The sequence below is a fragment of the Reyranella sp. genome (genome assembly GCF_052439685.1).
GTDB lineage: Bacteria > Pseudomonadota > Alphaproteobacteria > Reyranellales > Reyranellaceae > Reyranella.
Window position 1 is genome coordinate 30,275 of record NZ_JBQVQG010000010.1, and the last position, 17,563, is coordinate 47,837.

8 protein-coding genes are annotated in these 17,563 nt (G+C 67.2%); 1 reads left to right on the forward strand and 7 read right to left on the reverse strand.

Translation table 11 applies throughout. From position 1 onward, the window contains the following. Nucleotides 1-110: 110 nt before the first annotated feature. Nucleotides 111-9,683: a choice-of-anchor I family protein gene (locus tag ACT6UX_RS14805; protein ID WP_444775921.1), complete on the reverse strand. Its 9,573-nt coding sequence runs from the start codon at nt 9,681-9,683 to the stop codon at nt 111-113. Between the two features lie 235 nt (nt 9,684-9,918). Between ACT6UX_RS14805 and ACT6UX_RS14810 the strand changes: the two genes are divergently transcribed. After that, nucleotides 9,919-10,899, forward strand: coding sequence for a Gfo/Idh/MocA family protein (locus tag ACT6UX_RS14810; protein WP_444775922.1), 981 nt, complete (start codon nt 9,919-9,921; stop codon nt 10,897-10,899). 5 nt (nt 10,900-10,904) lie between these two features. Here ACT6UX_RS14810 and ACT6UX_RS14815 read toward each other — a convergent pair whose 3' ends face one another. The 6 genes from ACT6UX_RS14815 to ACT6UX_RS14840 all read right to left on the reverse strand — a co-directional run bounded on the left by ACT6UX_RS14815 (nt 10,905) and on the right by ACT6UX_RS14840 (nt 17,533). Further along, complete coding sequence (locus tag ACT6UX_RS14815; protein WP_444775923.1) at nt 10,905-11,405, reverse strand: DUF421 domain-containing protein; 501 nt, start codon at nt 11,403-11,405, stop codon at nt 10,905-10,907. Between the two features lie 91 nt (nt 11,406-11,496). After that, complete coding sequence (locus tag ACT6UX_RS14820; RefSeq protein ID WP_444775924.1) at nt 11,497-11,847, reverse strand: SET domain-containing protein; 351 nt, start codon at nt 11,845-11,847, stop codon at nt 11,497-11,499. 69 nt (nt 11,848-11,916) lie between these two features. Beyond that, on the reverse strand, nt 11,917-12,483 hold the full coding sequence (locus ACT6UX_RS14825) for a cytochrome b (protein WP_444775925.1): 567 nt from the start codon (nt 12,481-12,483) through the stop codon (nt 11,917-11,919). Further along, complete coding sequence (locus ACT6UX_RS14830; protein WP_444775926.1) at nt 12,480-13,532, reverse strand: catalase family peroxidase; 1,053 nt, start codon at nt 13,530-13,532, stop codon at nt 12,480-12,482. Before ACT6UX_RS14830 ends, ACT6UX_RS14825 begins: the two co-directional genes overlap by 4 nt. Before the next feature lie 78 nt (nt 13,533-13,610). After that, nucleotides 13,611-15,224 carry a Na+/H+ antiporter gene (locus ACT6UX_RS14835; RefSeq protein ID WP_444775927.1) on the reverse strand — a complete coding sequence of 538 codons (1,614 nt, stop codon included), beginning with the start codon at nt 15,222-15,224 and terminating at the stop codon, nt 13,611-13,613. A 14-nt stretch (nt 15,225-15,238) separates the two neighbouring features. After that, nucleotides 15,239-17,533, reverse strand: coding sequence for an FdhF/YdeP family oxidoreductase (locus ACT6UX_RS14840; RefSeq protein ID WP_444775928.1), 2,295 nt, complete (start codon nt 17,531-17,533; stop codon nt 15,239-15,241). Nucleotides 17,534-17,563: the final 30 nt, after the last annotated feature.

A 17,563-nucleotide genomic window follows, 5' to 3' on the forward strand; every position in this document is an offset into this window, starting at 1 on the left:
ATCTCTCGGCGGGAACTGGCAGCGTGGCCGAGCCCCGATAATTATTCTCGCGCGATTGAAGACGACGAGGCCGAGTTGGGTAATGCCCGGCCTCGTCGCCCTCCCTTCTGTCAGACGACGAGCAGGCCGTCGGAGTTCACGCGGATGCTGAACACGACGTCCTGGAAGTCGTTGTCGCCCGACGTGACCGCCTGGTCCTCGAAGCCGATGAGGAGTTCGCGGCCGTTCGTGGAGATGCCGGACAGCGCCTGGTTCGCGTCGCCCGGGTTGAGCGTCGAGAACGAGTGGAAGATGTGTGCGCCGTTGAGCTGGCCGAGGGTCGCACTGCGCAGTGCCGGCGGCAGGCCGTTGTCGAGATCGGCCACCGTCAACGTCCCCGGATTCACGAAGGACAGGTCGCTCGGCAGGTTACCGTAGGCGTCGTACCCGTCCTGGACCAGGAAGAAGCCGATCTTCTCGTTGGCGTCGGGCTTGCCGAGGTTCACGGTCGCGGAGCCCGCGCCCAGCGTGTTGCTGAACAGGATCCGGACATCGGAGATCGTGCCGTCCGCCGCCACCATGTAGCTGCCGAGGCTGTTCTTGTACTCGGAGGTGGCGGACCGCATGCTCAGGGTGAACTCGACGTTGCCATCGCCGGTGAGGAATTCCTCGCTGGCGATGCCGTTGATCAGGGCCGGGTTGACCCCGACGCCCTCCGAGAGCGTCGGCAGATACCGCTCGAAGGTGATGCTGGTGTGGGCGTCGACGCCGACGCCGCGGGTCACCGCGAGGAAATCGCCGGCGGCGAAGTCGCCGACCAGATGGAAGGTCGACCCGCCCGCGCCGAGCGTCACGCCGTCGACCGTCTTGGTGACGATGAGGTTGGAGCGCCCGACGAGCGCACCGTCGATGTCCAGCATATCGCTGAGGCCGAAGCCCGAGATGCGATCGCCGTTCAGGTTGGACAGGCTGTCGCGCATCACGTCGGCCCCGCTGCCGAGGTCGATCAGATCGGCGCCGGCGCCACCGCTCACCGTATCGTGGCCCGCGCCGGCCATGAGGTCGTCGATGGCTTCCGTTCCCGTGACGTGATCGTTGCCGTCGCCACCCGAGCCGGAGGCAGCGAACACGCCGTCGGCCCGGCTGTTCAGGTTCTCGATGCGGATATCCAGCGCCTCGGGCGTGTCGGCCGTGTCGTAGGCCCGGTCGGACGTGCCATGGCGCGCCTGCATGTAGGCCTCGAATGCATCCTGTTCGCCCAGCGCATCGGTCGGCGTGTTGGCCGTGAGGGTGAAGTCGAGCGCCTCGTCGACCGGAAGTCCCAGCACGCCGTTGTTCAGCAGGAAGCGGAAGTTGCTGCCATTGGCCTTGATAGGATAGCCATCGCCGCCGTTGGCGGTGAAGGACGTGGTCGACACGGTGATCACGCCCGGCGCATCGTCGGACACCACGCCGTTCTCCAGCACGTGCCGGATCACGACCCCGTTCTGGTCGACGAGGGCGATGTTCATCACCTTCGAGCCGGCCGCATTGTCCGGATCATAGGAGTAGCGCAGGCCGCCAATCTGCGCGAAGCGGCCCTGGTTGGCGCCGGCCGCGACGCTGTGCTCCAGAATGGTCTTCAGGCCGGCCGCATCGGTGTCGAACACCATGGTCTTGTTGTCGAAGCGCAGCGCGTTCTCGACGTCGAGTTGCGAGACCCCGCCGGCCGGCTTGCCGGCATCGGAATTGGCGATCGGTGCGACCTTGTCGCCTTCCTGGTCGACCGAACCGATCTGGGCCCGAATCCCGCCACCGTTGCGCAGCCCGACGATGAACATGTCGTCGGCGGCGTCGCCCAGGGCCTTCTTCGCGGCATAGATGCCGGAGTCGGCGGACAGGTTGCCGAGGTTGGTCTCCTGCGAGCGGATGAACGCCCGTTCGCCCTCGAGATAGACGTCGGTGAAGCCGAACACGGTGCCGTCCTTGGACGCGATCACCGCATCGACCGCCTCGGTGATGTCGCGCACCTGGTCGCCCTTCGTGCCGTCGGCGAAGGCCGTCGTCTCCAGTTCGGCCTCGTCGACACCCCACGCTTCCGCCACGGTCTCCGTGGTCGCAGCGTAGGCGCCGTTTACCGAGACGTTCTCGGTGAGGCTGCCCATGATGATGTCGCCGTTGGCGTCGAAGTCGACGACCAGGCGGCCGAGATAGGTGTACTCGCCATCGGTGTTGACGATCACCGTCGTCTTGCCGTCGAGGCCCTGAGTGACGATGGGATAGGTGTCGTCGAAGCTCGCCTCGTGGCCCGGGAAGGCCACCGCCTCGTCGTCGGCATCGCCCAGCCGGGTGTGCGAGCCGGCCGAGAGGATGATGTCGACGCCCTTGAGCTTGGTCGCAAGCAGCTGCTCGTTGGCGATCTGCTGCAGGTGCGACGTCACGATGATCTTGTTGATGCCTTCGGCGATCATCTCGTCGATGATCGGCTGCAGCTGCGCGGCCAGCAGGGTCAAGTCGTCGACCTCGCCGTTGGGACCGGCGCCCCCGGGGAAGCCCTTGACCTCGGTGCCGTTGGGCGAGGAGATCGATTCCAGAACCTGCGTCGTGACGCCGACGATGCCGATCTTCTGGCCGCCCTCGGTGACGACCGCCGCCGGAGCGATGCGGCCCTTCAGCGTGCCGGCCTCGGCGATCGACGTGCCGGTACCGCCGTCGAGCGTGTTGGTGTAGCGCGGCGCGAGGACCGCATCGCCGGAGAAGTCGAGGTTCGACGAGAGGTAGGGGAAGTTGGCGCCGCCCCAGGCGCCGGAGGGCGAGAAGGCGTCGCGGAACGCCGTCGAGCCGAGGTCGAACTCATGATTGCCGATGGTCGAGGTCTCGACTCCGATGGCATTGAGGATCGCAGTGTCGGGACGGCCCGCCCCGGTGGTGCCGATGCCGGCCACGGCGCTGAGCGAGGGATCAGTGCCGGCGTTGAGGAACGGGCCTGGCAGGAAATTGTCGCCGCCGGACAGGATCAGCGTGTTGGCGTACTGCCCGTCGAAGGCATCGACCAGGGCCGCCAGGTTGGGCGCGGTGTCGCCCGCCAGCAGTCCCGCCTCGGCGTCGGAGAGGTGTAGCAGCTGCAGCGTGAAGGGCGGCGGCGGGTTGACCTCGAAGATCGTGACGGTGTTGCTCACCTCGTTGCTGGAGACCAGCAAGTCCTTGCCGGTGGGCGAATCGGCCGCCGGAATGAACAGCAGGCCCTCGGGGCTCAGGTCTCCGGCGTTGTAGGCGGCGCCGGTATAGGTGACGTTGGCGGGATCGGTGATGTCGAAGGCGAGCGTGATGTTGGAGCGTTCGAGACCGACAAAGACGTAGGTATGGCCGCCCACGGTCCCGATAACGATGCCTTCCGGCTCGGGGCCCTTGTTGTCGCTCCGCGTATCATCGAACAGGGCGGGATAATGCTCCGCGATGATGCGCTCGATCACGTCGGCGCTGTCGAACACGCGGGTGCCCGCCGAGTCGACGATCGAGAACGACCGGCCGCCGTAGGTCAGCATCTGGTCGATGTCGCCATCGCCGTCGGTGTCGCCGCGCAGGCCGGGGCCGTTCGACACGGTGTGGCGGCCGAGCTCGGCCTGGCTCTTCAGCGCGGCCTCGTCGGGATAGAGCGCATTGTCGAGATCGTACGAGCCCGAGCTGACGCGGATGGTCTCGTCGGGTGCCAGGAAATCGTCGCGATCGTCGCCCTCGTTGGCCATGACGTAGAAGGTCTGGCCGCCCACCTGGTAGCCGCTGATGGCATCCGGCATGTACATGCCGAAGAGGTGCGAGTCGGTGATCAGGTTGATGGCTGTCGTACCGTTGGGCCCGTCGCGGTCGCTGACGTCGAGCTTGAGGCCAGTCCAGTCCTTGAGGCCGAGCGGCACGATGTCGGTGAAGGTGCCGGTCGCAATGTCGAGGATCGCCAGCGCGTTGGCTTCCTGCAGCGTCACCATCGCCTTGGTGCCGTCCGGCGAGATCGCGATGTATTCGGGCTCGACGTCCATCGAGACCGACTTGCCGGCGAAGATGCGCACGCCCTCGGCGCGCAATGCGTCTTCCTGGCCGTTGAAGCTGTCGAAGGTCGCGGTCCTGACGGTCGCCGCCGACACGCCTGCCGACAGGTCGATGATGCTCACCGACCCCGCCGCGTCGGCGCCGCTGGCGTCGGGTTCACCCTCGTTGGCCACCAGGACCGTCCTGCCGTCGGGCGTGAAGACCAGCATGTCCGGCAGCGCGCCCACCTGGACCGATCCGAGCAGCGTATGGTCCGAGGCCTTGAGGAACACCACCTGGCCGGGCTGGGTCTTGTCGGCGGCCGGCAGCGCGACGGCCACGATGCCGTTTCTGACCGCGACGCTGGTGATGTCGGTGGTGGAGAAACCCAGGGTGGTGAAGTTGATCGTGGCGATCAGCGCCGGCGCCGCGGGGTTGGCCAGGTCGACGACCTGGAGTCCCACACTGGAGGTCGTGAACATCCGGTCGCTGGCGGCGTCGAAGGCCGAGATTTCCGCGCCCGCCAGGGTCAGCGAGCTCGCGACCTCGAACGAGATCTCGCCGGTCGGCGCGGTCGAGACCCGCGCCGACATGTCGAAGCTCGCCACCAGCGCGTCGTGATCGCTCGCCTGGCTCGCGAACTCGGCGTTCATGTGCACGATATCGTACTGCGCACCGGCGCGGGCGGCGTCGGTCACGTACATCTGGTCGAGCGACTGCGAGTTGCCGTCGAACACGTAGTCGTAACGCTGGTCGACCGGCAGCATCTCCGACAGGGAGTCGAGAACCGCGATGCCCCCGGTGGTGTATTCCGGCAGCGCGTCGGCGTCGGCGCCATCCCGGTAGGTGGCCGTGCCCTGCAGCACCGCCATCGGCTCTTCGAACTCGAACTCATTCAGATCGCCCGCCACCACGACCCGGGCGTCCGGATCGGCGGCCAGCAGGGAGTCGACGAAGATGTTGACCGCCTGGGCCTGCGCCGCCCGGGTATCCTCCGCCGCGTCGAATGGCGGCTGGGTGCCCATCAGCGCTCCGCTGCCCGACTTCGAGGAGAAGTGGTTGTTGACGATGGTCATCGTCTGGCCGTTGAAGGTGAAGTCGGCGACCAGGGGCGGCCGCGAGGCGAAGAAGGGATGCCCGGCGGCGGCGTTGCCGCCGACCACGGTCGTGGCCGCGCCGTTCGCGTCGATGGTGCGCAGCGAGCTTTCGATCAGGTCGACGCCGCGGTCGACGCGGTAGAGATAGGCCACGCGGATATTGCCGCCGGGCTCGCCACCGTTCAGGTCGTCTCCGATGAACAGATTGTCCTGGAAGGCATACCGCGCCGTGCCGCCCGAGGCGGCACTGAGGGTGTTGATGGCGTCGACCAGCATCTGCAGGGTGGTCGAGGCCGAGGTGACGCTGTCGTTGGTCGGGCCGTTATTGTCCTGCGCCTCCTGCAGGCACAGGATGTCAGGCGCCTTGAGATTCCCGAAGATCTGCTGCGCCAGCGCGTTGAACTTGGCCGCGCCGTCGGCCGGATCGAGATTCTCGATATTGTAGTTGGCGACGGTCAGGCGGCTGCCCGTGCCGACGAGAGACGTCGCCTCGGGCGCCAGCGTGCCTCGCGAAGTCACGGCGTAGGCCTCGGTGGCCACGACCTCGTACTGGCCGAACGCGTAGCTCACGACACCGGTGACGTCGCCGAGCTGGGCGCCGACGTTGACGCTCGGTGTGACGAAGCCGGCGAGTATGCCGCTATCGTCGTCGATCTGGATGCGCTCCGGGTTGAAGTCGCCGCCCACCGTGTTGGTGTTGCCGAACGACGACGTGCCGCCGGCGACGATCACGCCGCCATGCGCGCTCGGGCTGTTGGTATTGAGGCCGTTGGCCAGGTTGTCGTCATTGTCGACGATGGTGAAGATCTCGCCGAAGCCGTTGGTCGGGCTGACGGCGACCGGCGCCTTGACCGTGACCAGCATGCCCTCGAGGGCCTCGAAGAAGTCGATCCCGTCGTTGACCGGATCGAAGCTGGTGAGGCCGTCATCGTCGAGGTTTGAGGTCGGCGGTTTCAGGCCGGCGCTGCCGCCGATCTGCACGGCGGCGATAGCCGGGCCCTCTCCCATGTCGGTCACGGTCGGAGCGGTGAGCTGGGTGAGCGACAGGCTGCCCGCCGCCGCGCCGTTGGGAATGAATTCCGATACGGTGCCCATCACCTGGACGAGGTGCCCCTTGGTGACGGTGGGGGCACTGCCGGTGAAGACGAAGACGGCGTCCGAGGTCGCGGCATTGCCGTCGCCGGTGGCGTCCTGGATGTAGAAGCCGTTGCTGTCGATGGCCGTCACCACGCCCTGGGTGGTCACGGTCGTGCCCGCTAGGGTCGACCGATGGCCGGCGCCCTGGATGGTGTAGATGGCGGTGAGCGCCGGGCCAGCCGTGGTGAAGCCGAGCCCGCCGGCCGCAATGCCCGCGAAGTCGTTGCCGGCCGTGTCTTCGATCGCGCCGGCCGCGACGATCACGTCGTAATGGCTGCCGTCAGCCAGTCCGGTCGCGAGGTCGATGCGGACCTGGTTGCCGTTGACCGTCACCATGCCGTCCGAATCGTTGATGCCGATCGTGATCGTGCGCACGTCGCCGGCGCCGTTCGTGACGGTGATGTCGCCCGTGCCGGCTTTGACGGCCTCGCTGAAGTTCAGGACGATGTCGGCGGACGACGCCACACCCGCGGCATTGTCGCCCGGGGTCGCGGAGGCGAGGGTCGGCGCCGTGGTATCGATCGGGCTGGAGGAAGCGATCTGGCCGGGCGAACCAATCTCGCTGGCATCCTCCGCGGCAGCGAGCGCCCCGTTGACCCCGGTGACGCTGAGTTGCGAGATCGGCGTCGGCGCGCCGCTCGCGCCCACCACATTGTCGAACGTCGCGAGCGGCGTGCCGGCCGGGGACGCGCCGAATGCCACGGTCGCCTGCAGCACGCCGGCGGCGTTGTAGAGGTTCACGGCATCGCCGCCGGTGCTCAGGCCGACCCCGCTGCCGCTGTAGCTGCCGATCTGCAGGTCGGCGGGCGGGGTCGTTCCGAACCAGGTCGACAGGAAGGCGGCCTTCTTCGACGCGAACTCGCCGGCATTGGCGACCTCGAGGAAAATCACCGATTCTCCGGACTGGATGGTGGTGATGCCACTCAGCGCCACGGCGGCAGTCGGCGAGCCCGAATTGTCGTCCATCTTCCAGCCGGTGATGTCGGCCGCGAAGGCGCTGCTGTTGGTCACCTCGAACCAGTCGGCGCCAATGGAAGCGACGGCGCTCGACCAAGGCGCCACTTCCGAGACGAACACCTTGCCGACCGTGCCCGGCGAGCCGATCTCTGCCACATCGCCCGCCGCGGCGAAGGCCGAATGCACTCCCGTGGCGCTCAATTGAGAGACCGTCGTGTTGTTCAGGCCGGCCGAGTTATCGAACGTCGGGAACGGACCGGCCGGCGAGGTGCCGAACGTGATGCCTGTCTGCAGGACGCCCGCGGCGTTGTAGAGGTTGACCGCGTCGCCGCCCGTGCTGAGGCCGACGCCGCTGCCGCCGTAGCTGCCGATCTGAAGGTTGGCGGGCGGATTCGCACCGAACCACGTCTCCAGGAAAGCCGCCTTCTTGGCCGCGAAATCGCCGGAAGCGGCCTCGAGGAAGATCACCGACTCGCCGGGGTTGATCGTGGTGATGCCGTTCAGCAGCACCGCGTTGGCGAAGGACGCCGAGCTATCGTCGATCTTCCAGTCGGTGATGTCGATGGCGCTCGTGCCGCCATTGGTGATCTCGAACCAGTCGACTCCCAGGGCAGCGGGGCTGTTGCCGCTGGACCAGGGCGCCACTTCCGAGACGTAGAGCGCCGGCGCGGCGGGAGCCTCGTCCTCGATGTTGCTGAGACTGAGCGTGAACGTCGCCGTCGCCTCCGGCGAATCGCCCACGCTGGCGTCATCGACGTTGACCGCAACGGAGTAGATCGACTTGGTTTCAAAATCGAGGGTCGTCCCCGCCTTGATGTACAGGCCGTTGCTGTCGACCTCGAAGAAGTCGGCGTCCGCGCCGGTGACGGTCAGCTGGTTGGTGCCCAGTCCGTCGTCGGTGATCGCGACATCCGCTACCTTGATCCGCGTCGCCGTGTTGGTGTTTTCCGGCAGTGTATTGGTCTGGTTGTCCAGCGCGACGGCCGTCGGCGCCTGGTTGGGAGCCGATGACGGTGCATAGACCCAGAGCTGGGGATGATCGAAGTCGCCGCCGCCATTCTCGCTGACGACGTACAGATTGCCGTCGCGGTCCATGGTCAGGCCTTCATGCTGCTGGGCCGGGACCGAGAGCGGATTGCCGGGATTGGAAACGATGGTGAGCGAGCTGTGTACCTGCCCGGCGCGATCGATCTGGACGATCCTGCCGTCTTCCTGGCTCAGCACCAGCAGATGGCCCGCCTCCGCCGATCCGTTCAAGGCGGGCAGGTTCGACAGGGCGAAGACGTCGGCAAAATCGGCCAGGCCGGCCAGGGTCGGATCGAAAAGATCGACCGAATTCTCGGTACTCGACGAGCCGTTGGTGGCGGTGCCGGCATCGAAGTCGATGCCGGTCTGGAAAATCCCCTCCGGCCCCGACTCCTTCACGAAGATGAATCCGCCGGTCGAGGGGTCGTAGGTGAGGCCTTCCAGGCCGATATTCTGGACGAAGGTCCCGAGGTCGACGGTCTTCGCGCCGCTGCGATCGAGCACGGTTCCGGCTGCGTAGGTGAACTCGACCGCCTGGCGGTCGCGCTCCTCCGTCATCACGAACTTGCCGTTGCCGATATAGGTGATCCCTTCCGGATCGTAGAACGTGGTTCCCTGCGGGCTGCCGCCCTGCGCCAGGGTCATCGAATCGATCAGCTGCCCGGTCTTGCTCACCTGGACGACCGACGTGCCGCCGTCGCCGACGACGAACAGCGTGTCGGTGTCCCAGTTGTACGTGACGCCCGAGACTTCCTGGGCGAGCACGCTGTTGGCGGGCGCGGTGGTCCGCGTCGGTTCCGGCAGGTCGTAACGGGCAACCAGGACATAGGTCGAAAGATCGATCGGTGCGCTGGCGGCGGTGCTGGAAATGTTGATGTCGTCGATCCCCACCCATTCGTCGGCGCCGGCAGCGTTGGTCGTCATGACGCGGACCTGGACCTGAGGCTGGTTGTTGGCGTCGGCCGGGAGGGTGACGTCGACCCGATTCTCCACCACCGTCGTCCCCGACATCGTCACGTCGTCGAAGTAGCCGTCCGTTACGTTCGTCCAGGCCCCCGTCGAGCCAATGCGGTACTGCACATTGAGCGGTTGGGCCGCATTGTCCGTCGACGTTTCGACGTCGCGCGCGTAAAACTGCACGCGGATGTCCTGCCGGCCGGTGGCATCGAGATAGAAAACCAGCGAGGGCGCGTCGGCGGTACCGGATCCGGCGAGCGCAATGGTCGGGTTGTCGAGATGGAACTCGGTGACGCCGCCCGTGGTGAACGTGGTGGGGTTGGTCTCGTTGGCATTGACGTCGATGACCGGCGTCCCATCCGCGGTCAGCGTGCGAGGATCGGTGCCAGTCGCACTCGTCAGGTCGTCGCCTCTGTATCCCATGATGCTGGGCACGTCCGACCAGTCGTCGCTGGTCGTGATCTGGTCAATGTTGCTCCAGTCCTGAGTGAAGGTGCCGGACGCCAGCGAGTGGTATGAGGTCGACATGGAATTGTATCTCCCCGTTGATAAGCGCGACGCCCGCGGACATGGCTCCGCCCTTCGCCGAAATCGCGCTGCGATCGGCGCCGAGGAAGCGGCGTCAGTAAATCGTCGGGCGTTTCCTTACGGCCGCTCGCTTACGAGTCGATGTCACTGGCAGTGCATAACAAAAGATTTTGTCGGGATTTCTTTTTGATGTTTCGTGCGATCTTGTGATGGGACAACAAATCAAGGAGGCAGAATGGCCGGCCGTAGCGTAGCCATCGGCATCATCGGTGCCGGTATCATGGGCGAGCGTCTGCTGGGCGCGATCCTCCAGCAGGACGGCGCCGTGGTTCATGCGTGCGGTGTCTGGGATCCTTCGCCCGAGGCAATGCGGCGGATGGAAAAGACCTTCCCGGCCGTGCCGCGTCTCACCGACGCGACGGCGGTGATCGCGGCCAGCGATTGCGTCTATGTCGCCTCGCCCCCGGCCTCGCATCTCGGACACGCACGTGCGGCCCTCGCCGCCGGCAAGAGCTTCTTCGGCGAGAAGCCGCTGTCGGTCGACGTCGCCGACGCGCGTGCCTTCGTGAGTGAAGCCGGCACCCGGGGCGCCGTGAACTTCCCCTTCGCCTCCTCCTTCGCGGTGGCGGCCCTCCGCGACTGGCTCGACAAGGGCGAGATCGGCACGCCGCGGCGCATCGACATCGACGTCGGCTTCAAGGTCTGGCCGCGCCCCTGGCAGGCCGATGCCGTGGCGTGGCTGGACAGGCCACAACAGGGCGGCTTCACCCGCGAGGTGGTCTCGCACTTTCTGTTCCTGGCGCGGCGTCTCGTCGGGCCATTGCACGATCTCGCCGGCGAGGCCTGGTTTCCGGAGTCGGACAAGTCCGAACGGCGCATCGCGGCCACGCTCCGCGCCGGCGACCTGCCGGTGACGCTCTCGGGTGCGGTCGGCGGGACGGCGAAGGACGATCACAATGTCTGGATGCTGGAGGGCGATCGCAGCGCCGTACGCCTCTGCGACTGGTCGATCGCGGAGCGCCGCCTGCCCGACGGCACCTGGCAGCCCGCGCCCGATGCCATGCCCAACGAGCGGGCCCGGCCACTGGCCCTGAAGCGGCAGCTCGAAGGCGTGGCCAGACTGGCACGCGGCGAGGCCCATCATCTCGCCACGCTCGAGGAAGCGCTGAACGTTCAGGAGATCGTCGAGGCGCTTCTCGCGAAGCGCTCGACTTAGGACCGTCAGTCGCCCTTCTTGATCACGCTGATGCGGCCGTCCGCCTCGAGGCAGGCCACTTTCACCTGCCTGCAGTCGTCGAGGCCGTTCTCGCGGAGCTGTGCCATCAGCTCGCTCTCGGTCACGTACTCCCGCCGCATGTTGCGGTAGAGTACGCGGCCGTCATCGATCAGCTTGAGCTTCGGCCCGCGGGTCAGGCGCTCCAGCGCCGGGAACCTGAACTGCAGCCATTCGATCGAGTAGCTGCACATCAGGATCACGAGGACGACGAACGCGCTTTCGCTGATCGAGCGAGTCTCGGGCACGAAGCCGTTTCCCGCCACTTCGGAGATGAGCACGATGACCAGGATGTCCGAGGGGGCGATGCCACCGAGCTGGCGCCGCAGCACCAGTCGCATCAGGACGAAAATGATGGCGTAGAGAAGGATCGCGCGCACCGCCAGCTCGGCCAGGGCGACGGTGGGCACGAAAATCGACTCCCAGTCGATCGACAGCAGCCAATGCAAGGAAGCCTCCCGTCCGAACCAGCCCGCCGCCAGCAACGCCCGAGACCGCAGCACGTTGCGGTCGCCAAGCAATCCGGGCGTCGAGCACCGGTCACCTGGGATAAAAGGTCGACCCGTAGTCGAACGTGATCTCCTCGCCCGCCGCGACACCCTCGATCCCCGCCACGATCCAGATCCGACCCTTGTCGCGCAAGATGAAGCAGTTGGGGTTGCGGCGGCGATGGTTGGCAAAGCGCGCCTCGTTGCCCCGGGAGGCGCCGTCGATACTCATGTTCTTGCCCAGCTCGAAGATGCAGTCGGCCCCTTCGGCGATGCGCGCGAAGGCGACCTTGTCGGGAATTCGCTCGCCCTTGTACTCGATGACCTTGGTGCCCCACGGGATCTCTTCCGTCGCGAACAGGCCCATGCCGTGAATTTTCGACTTCTTCACCACGACTTTCACAGCACGTCTCTCATCTGGCCAGGAGCGGCCCCCGCCATAGCACTCCGCGACGGACCGGAGAACACACCCTCATGCCGGCCGCTCGGGCTTGCCGGACGGCAGCGGTGACATCGCCTCGAAGACGCCGTCCCGGCGGACCAGGGCATGGAACAATGCCGCCGCGACGTGCAGCAGGATCAGCGCGAAGAAGGCGAAGGCCAGCCAGCGATGCGCGCCCCACAGCAGCGTGTGCAGGGAGTCGCTCTGCGGCAGGATCGGCGGCAGCCGGAAATGGCCGAACAGCACCACCGGATAGGCGGCCGCCGACAGCATCGCCCAGCCCAGCAACGGCATGACGATCATCAGGCCATAGAGGCCCCAGTGAGAGAGGACCGCGCCGAGCCGCATCAGGGGCGGCAGGCTGGCGGGCAGCGGCGGTGCGCCCAGGACCAGGCGCAGGACGAGACGCACCAGCACCAGCGCGAACAGCGCGACGCCCAGGGTCTTGTGCGTCGCGACCAGTGGCACGTAGGACGGTGCTACGGTGGACAGCATCCCGACGCCGATGAACAGCATGGCCACGATACCGGCGGCCATCGTCCAGTGCAGCAGGCGCTGGGCGCCGGAGAAGCGGGTGTGGTTCATCGGGCTGCTCATGGCTTGTTACTCCCCGCGCCGGCCGTTCTCGGATAGTCCTTCGCCTCGGAGGTCCGCAGATCGTAGGATCGCGCATAGGCCGAGGAACGGGCGGCGGGGAACGGATCGTCGGAGACGCTGATGCCGCGCGGCAGCACGGTCGGGTCGAAGTTGATGTCGCGGCACGGACCGTCCGGCTCGGCGATGATCTTGTTCACCACCAGCGTGCCGACCTCGACCGTGCCCCGGCCGGCCGGCCACGCCTTGCTGGGATCGGCGGTGACGTCGCCGGGTTCGGCGACGGTCACCACCATCGTCCAGCGCTGCGGGGCGGCGGCGACCCGGCTCGCGATCTCCTGTTCGAGATAGTTCGGCCCGCGCTTGGCGAGTTCATCGGGCGCGATCGGCACCGGCGTCGCCGCCGGCCGCAGCGACCACCGGACAGCGCGGGTCGTCCCGCCGGCATCGGTGAACAGGAACGCGTTGAGACTGTTGAACGGGTCCTCGGCATAGCTGGAGGTCCAGGGCGCGGAGCCGGCCCAGCCGGCGAAGGCCGTGAACTCGGGATGCCGGCCGATGAACGCCTTCATCGCCTCCGCGCCCTTTGGCGCCGACTGCAGCAGATCGTAGAAGGCCTGCGGCGTCGACACCGCGAAGACCGGTGGGTCGATCATCGCACTGCGCCAGACATCGCCGTCCGGGGTCGCAATCTGCAGGCCCATGCCCCGCACCCGCACCGTCGCATCCGCGGCGTTCGGATTGGGCGTAGCGAGGTTCAAGCGGCCGAGCACCGGCCAGGTGCCCGCCGTGAAGGCCTGCGCCTTCGACAGGGAGGCGCCATTGCCGTTCGACTGGAATTCGCCGGTGAAGCACACGCCCTTGGCATGGTTGCGCCGATGACCGGGCGCTGGGCCACCGGGCGGCGCCAGTGCGGCAACGAGCCGGGTTGGCGTCAGGCGCTCGGGCGACAGCCAGCCTGCCGTATAGGCGAACGCGGCCGCACTCCCCGCGAGGACCAGGGCGATCACGGCCAACGGCATGACGGGACTGCGAGGAGATGATCGGGACATGGAGAACACTTTCCGGTCGTCGTGAGTGTGCAGTATGGCCGGCGCAACGCGCGCCGCCCTCTCAAGAGCACGTGAACGTCAGGCGCCCGCGATGCGCGCTTCGACGAGATCGACCTCGCGCACGAGCTTGCGCGCCGCCTCGTCCGACAGGTGGCCGCTACGCGTGAGCTGGAGCAGACGCTCGCGTTCCGCCCGCATGCCGACCAGTTCCAGCTCCCGCTCGAGAGCGTCGATGCGACGCGCCGCGTCGCCCTCCGCGCCCGATCGCGAGAGCGCGTCGATGCGCTGGCGATAGGGCGCCATGGCCCGCGTCGCCGCTTCCGCCCCCAGATCCGCGTCGCCGGGGCGATTTGCGAGCCCACCCTGGGCGCGGGCGATGGCCGCCAGCGCCGCCTCTCCGGCCGCGACCCGCGCGCCATCCTCCGCCGCCTCCTCGCCCGGCTCGGCGGCAAAGTCGAGGTGTCGCAGCAGGCCGGGCAAAAGGATGGTCGCCGCGATCAGGGATGTGATGATCACACCCGCCGCCAGGAACACCGCGAGGTCGCGCGCCGGGAACGGGCTGCCATCGGCCAGCATGAATGGCAGGGACAGCACACCCGCCAGGGTGACGGTGCCACGCACGCCTGCGATGGTGAGGGCCGCGACCAGCCGCCAGCTGGCTGCCCGGCCCAGCGCCACGCGCACCAGCACCCACACCCAGGCGAAACGCAGCGCGGCCACGCCGAACGTGATCGCCGCAACGTAGAAGAGCAGCCAGGAGATCTCGGCATGGCCCGTCTCGCGTACCACCTCGGCAGCGCCACTGACGATCCGCGGGAGCTGCTCGCCCAGCAGGATGAAGATGACGCCGCTGGCGCCGAACTGGATCGTCTCCCACACGGCGCTGCGCCGCACCCGCGTCTCGGCGAGCGCTCCGCCGCCCTGTTCGACATAGCCCATGGTAATGCCGGCTGCGACCGCGGCCAGGATGCCCGAAGCCCCGACCATGTCGGCAAGAAAGTAGGCGCCAAAGGGAATCAGCAGGCTGATCAGGATCTGCGCGCCGACATCCTCGCCATAGCGGCGCGACACCCAGTTCTTCAGATGGGCCGCCACGGTGGTCACGGCGAAGCCGGCCGCCACCCCAACGACGGAGACCCACACGAAACTGCCCACGGCATCGACCAGCGAGAAGGTGCCGGTCAGCGCAGCGACCACCGCAAACCGCAGGCAGACGAGGCCTGACGCGTCGTTGAGCAACGCCTCGCCTTCGAGGAGTCGCATGAGGCGCTTCGGCACGGGCACCCGCGCGGAGATGGCCTTTACCGCGACCGGATCGGTCGGCGAGATCACCGCCGCAAGCGCAAAGGCCACGGCCATTGGCATGGCCGGGATCATCCAATGGATCAGCAGGCCCAGGCCAAGCACCGTGAAGACGACGAGACCGAGCGCGAGGGCCAGGATCATCCCCTTGTCGCGCACCAAACCGGCTTTGGGCAGCCGCCAGCCATCGAAGAACAGCAAAGGTGGCAGGAAGAGCACGAAGAAGACCTGCGGATCGAGCCTGACGCCGAGATTGGCGACCGCGGCGACGAAGACGCCGAGCGCGATCTGGACGAGCGGCACGGGCACCGGCAGCGGCAGCATGCGGGCGCAAGCGCCGCTCACCACCACGACGGAAAGCAGGATCAGGACGATCTCGAGCGGGGCCATGGCTTGCACTCCCGTCAGGCGGCGCCCGTCACGGCACGAACCAGCCGCACGGGGATTCCCTTGTAGGAGGGGGTGAAGCTCATCGGATCGTGGGCATCCAGCGCCACCAGTGGATTGGTCTCCGGATAGTAGGCGGCGCAGCTTCCCTCAGGGAACGAATAGGCCACGAGCTGATAGCCGCGCACGCGGCGCTCGATGCCGTCGCCGTTCACCGCGACGATGTCGACGCGATCGCCGGCTTCGAACCCCAGCCTTTCGATCTCGGTCGCACCGAGGAAGACGACGTCGCGCTGGCCATGGACGCCGCGGTAGCGGTCGGACATCGAGTAGAGCGTGGTGTTGTACTGGTCGTGGCTGCGCACGCTGGTCAGCCAGAGCACGTCATTGTCCTTCTGCACCGGATCCTCGCGGATGCCGTCGTAGATCAGGAAATTCGCCTTGCCCGAGCCGGTCTTCCAGACGCGCTCGCGTGCCGTCGAGACGAGATGGAAACCACCGGGCACGCGGATGCGCTCATTGTAAGCCTCGAAGATCGGGAACACGTCCTCGATGGCGTCGCGGATGCGATCGTAATCGGCGACCAGTTCCTCCCACGGCACGACCGAGCGCGTCCCGAGCGTCGCCCGGGCGATGCCGGCCACGATGGCGGGTTCGCTCTTCAGATGCTCCGAGGCAGGCTTGTTCAGGCCGAGCGACGCGTGAACCATCGACATCGAATCCTCGACGGTGATCGATTGCGGACCGGTCGCCTGGACGTCGAGCTCGGTGCGTCCGAGGCAGGGCAGGATCAGGGCTTCCCGGCCGCGCACCAGATGGCTGCGGTTGAGCTTGGTCGAGACATGGACGCTGAGGTCGAGCCGGCGGAAGGCGTCGCGCGTCACCTGCCAGTCGGGCATCGCCGCCACGATGTTGCCGCCCATGCCGAAGAACACACGCACGTCGCCGCGCGCCATCGCCTGGAGCGCGGTGACGACGTTGTGGCCGGGCGCCGAGGGCGGCGTGAAACCGAACCGCTTGCCCAGTCGCACGAGGAAGTCGGCGGCCGGAATCTCGGTGATGCCGACCGTGCGGTCGCCCTGCACGTTCGAATGACCGCGCACCGGGCAGATGCCCGCGCCCTCGCGGCCGATGTTGCCACGCAGCAGGCAGAGGTTGGCGAGCTGCTGCACCGCCTGCGCGCCGTGGCGATGCTGGGTGATGCCCATGCCGTAGACGACGATGGCGCGCCCGGCCTTCATGTAGGCCCGCGCGGCCTCCTCGATCTCGGACCGGACGAGCCCGGATTGACGTTCGAGCGATGCCCAGTCGGCGGCCTTCAGGTCGGCGATCAGCGCGTCGATGCCCAGCGTGTGCTCGCGAATGAAATCCCAGTCGAGCACGGCGGCACCTCCTGCGCCGCGCGCGCTTTCGTCGGCTTCGACCAGGACCTTCATCAGGCCCTTGATCACCGCGACGTCGCCACCGACACGTACCTGATAGAGGCGCGAACTGATCGGCGTGGCGCTCAGCATCACCATCTCGACCGGGTCCTGAGGCGCCTGGAAGCGTTCGAGCGCGCGCTCGCGGAACGGGTTGAAGGACATGATGGTGGCGCCGCGCCGCGAGGCGTTGCGCAGGCTGGTCATCATGCGCGGGCTGTTGGTGCCGGGATTCTGGCCGAAGATGAAAATACAGTCGGTCTTGTCGAAGTCCTCCAGCAGGACCGTCCCCTTGCCCACACCGATCGAGAGCGGCAGGCCGACGCTGGTGGCCTCGTGGCACATGTTCGAGCAGTCGGGAAAATTGTTGGTGCCGAACTCGCGCACGAAGAGCTGGTAGAGGAACGCCGCCTCGTTGGAGGTGCGGCCCGACGTGTAGAACTCGGCCATGTTCGGATCGGGCAGCGCCGCCAGGTGCCGGCCGATGGTCGCGAAGGCCTCGTCCCAACTCACCGGCAGGTAGCGGTCGCTCGCCGCGTCGTAGGCCATCGGGTGCGTGAGCCGCCCCGCCATCTCGAGGTCGTAGTCGCTCCAGCCTTCGAGTTCCGAGACGGTGTGCTCGGCGAAGAACTCCGGCGTGCAGCGCTCGGCGGTCGATTCCCACGCCACCGCCTTGCCGCCATTCTCGCAGAACTCGAACGAGGACGTATGCTTGGGATCGGGCCAGGCGCAGCCCGGACAGTCGAAGCCCGTGGGCTGGTTCATGCGCAGGAGCGTCTTCGCCCCCTTGATCGCGATGCCCTGCTCGACGAGATGCTCGCCCAGCGCCTTCAGGGCGCCCCATCCACCGGCGGGCTGCCTGTAGGGGCGAATGCGCCTGGTCTCGGCCATGGTCCTGCTCCGATCGGATGCGATGGCCCA

Coding starts and splice junctions, on each gene's coding strand:
- ACT6UX_RS14805 (WP_444775921.1), bottom strand. CDS start 9,683: ATGTCGACCTCATACCACTCGCTGGCGTCCGGCACCTTCACTCAGGAC.
- ACT6UX_RS14810 (WP_444775922.1), top strand. CDS start 9,919: ATGGCCGGCCGTAGCGTAGCCATCGGCATCATCGGTGCCGGTATCATG.
- ACT6UX_RS14825 (WP_444775925.1), bottom strand. CDS start 12,483: ATGAGCAGCCCGATGAACCACACCCGCTTCTCCGGCGCCCAGCGCCTG.
- ACT6UX_RS14830 (WP_444775926.1), bottom strand. CDS start 13,532: ATGTCCCGATCATCTCCTCGCAGTCCCGTCATGCCGTTGGCCGTGATC.
- ACT6UX_RS14835 (WP_444775927.1), bottom strand. CDS start 15,224: ATGGCCCCGCTCGAGATCGTCCTGATCCTGCTTTCCGTCGTGGTGGTG.
- ACT6UX_RS14840 (WP_444775928.1), bottom strand. CDS start 17,533: ATGGCCGAGACCAGGCGCATTCGCCCCTACAGGCAGCCCGCCGGTGGA.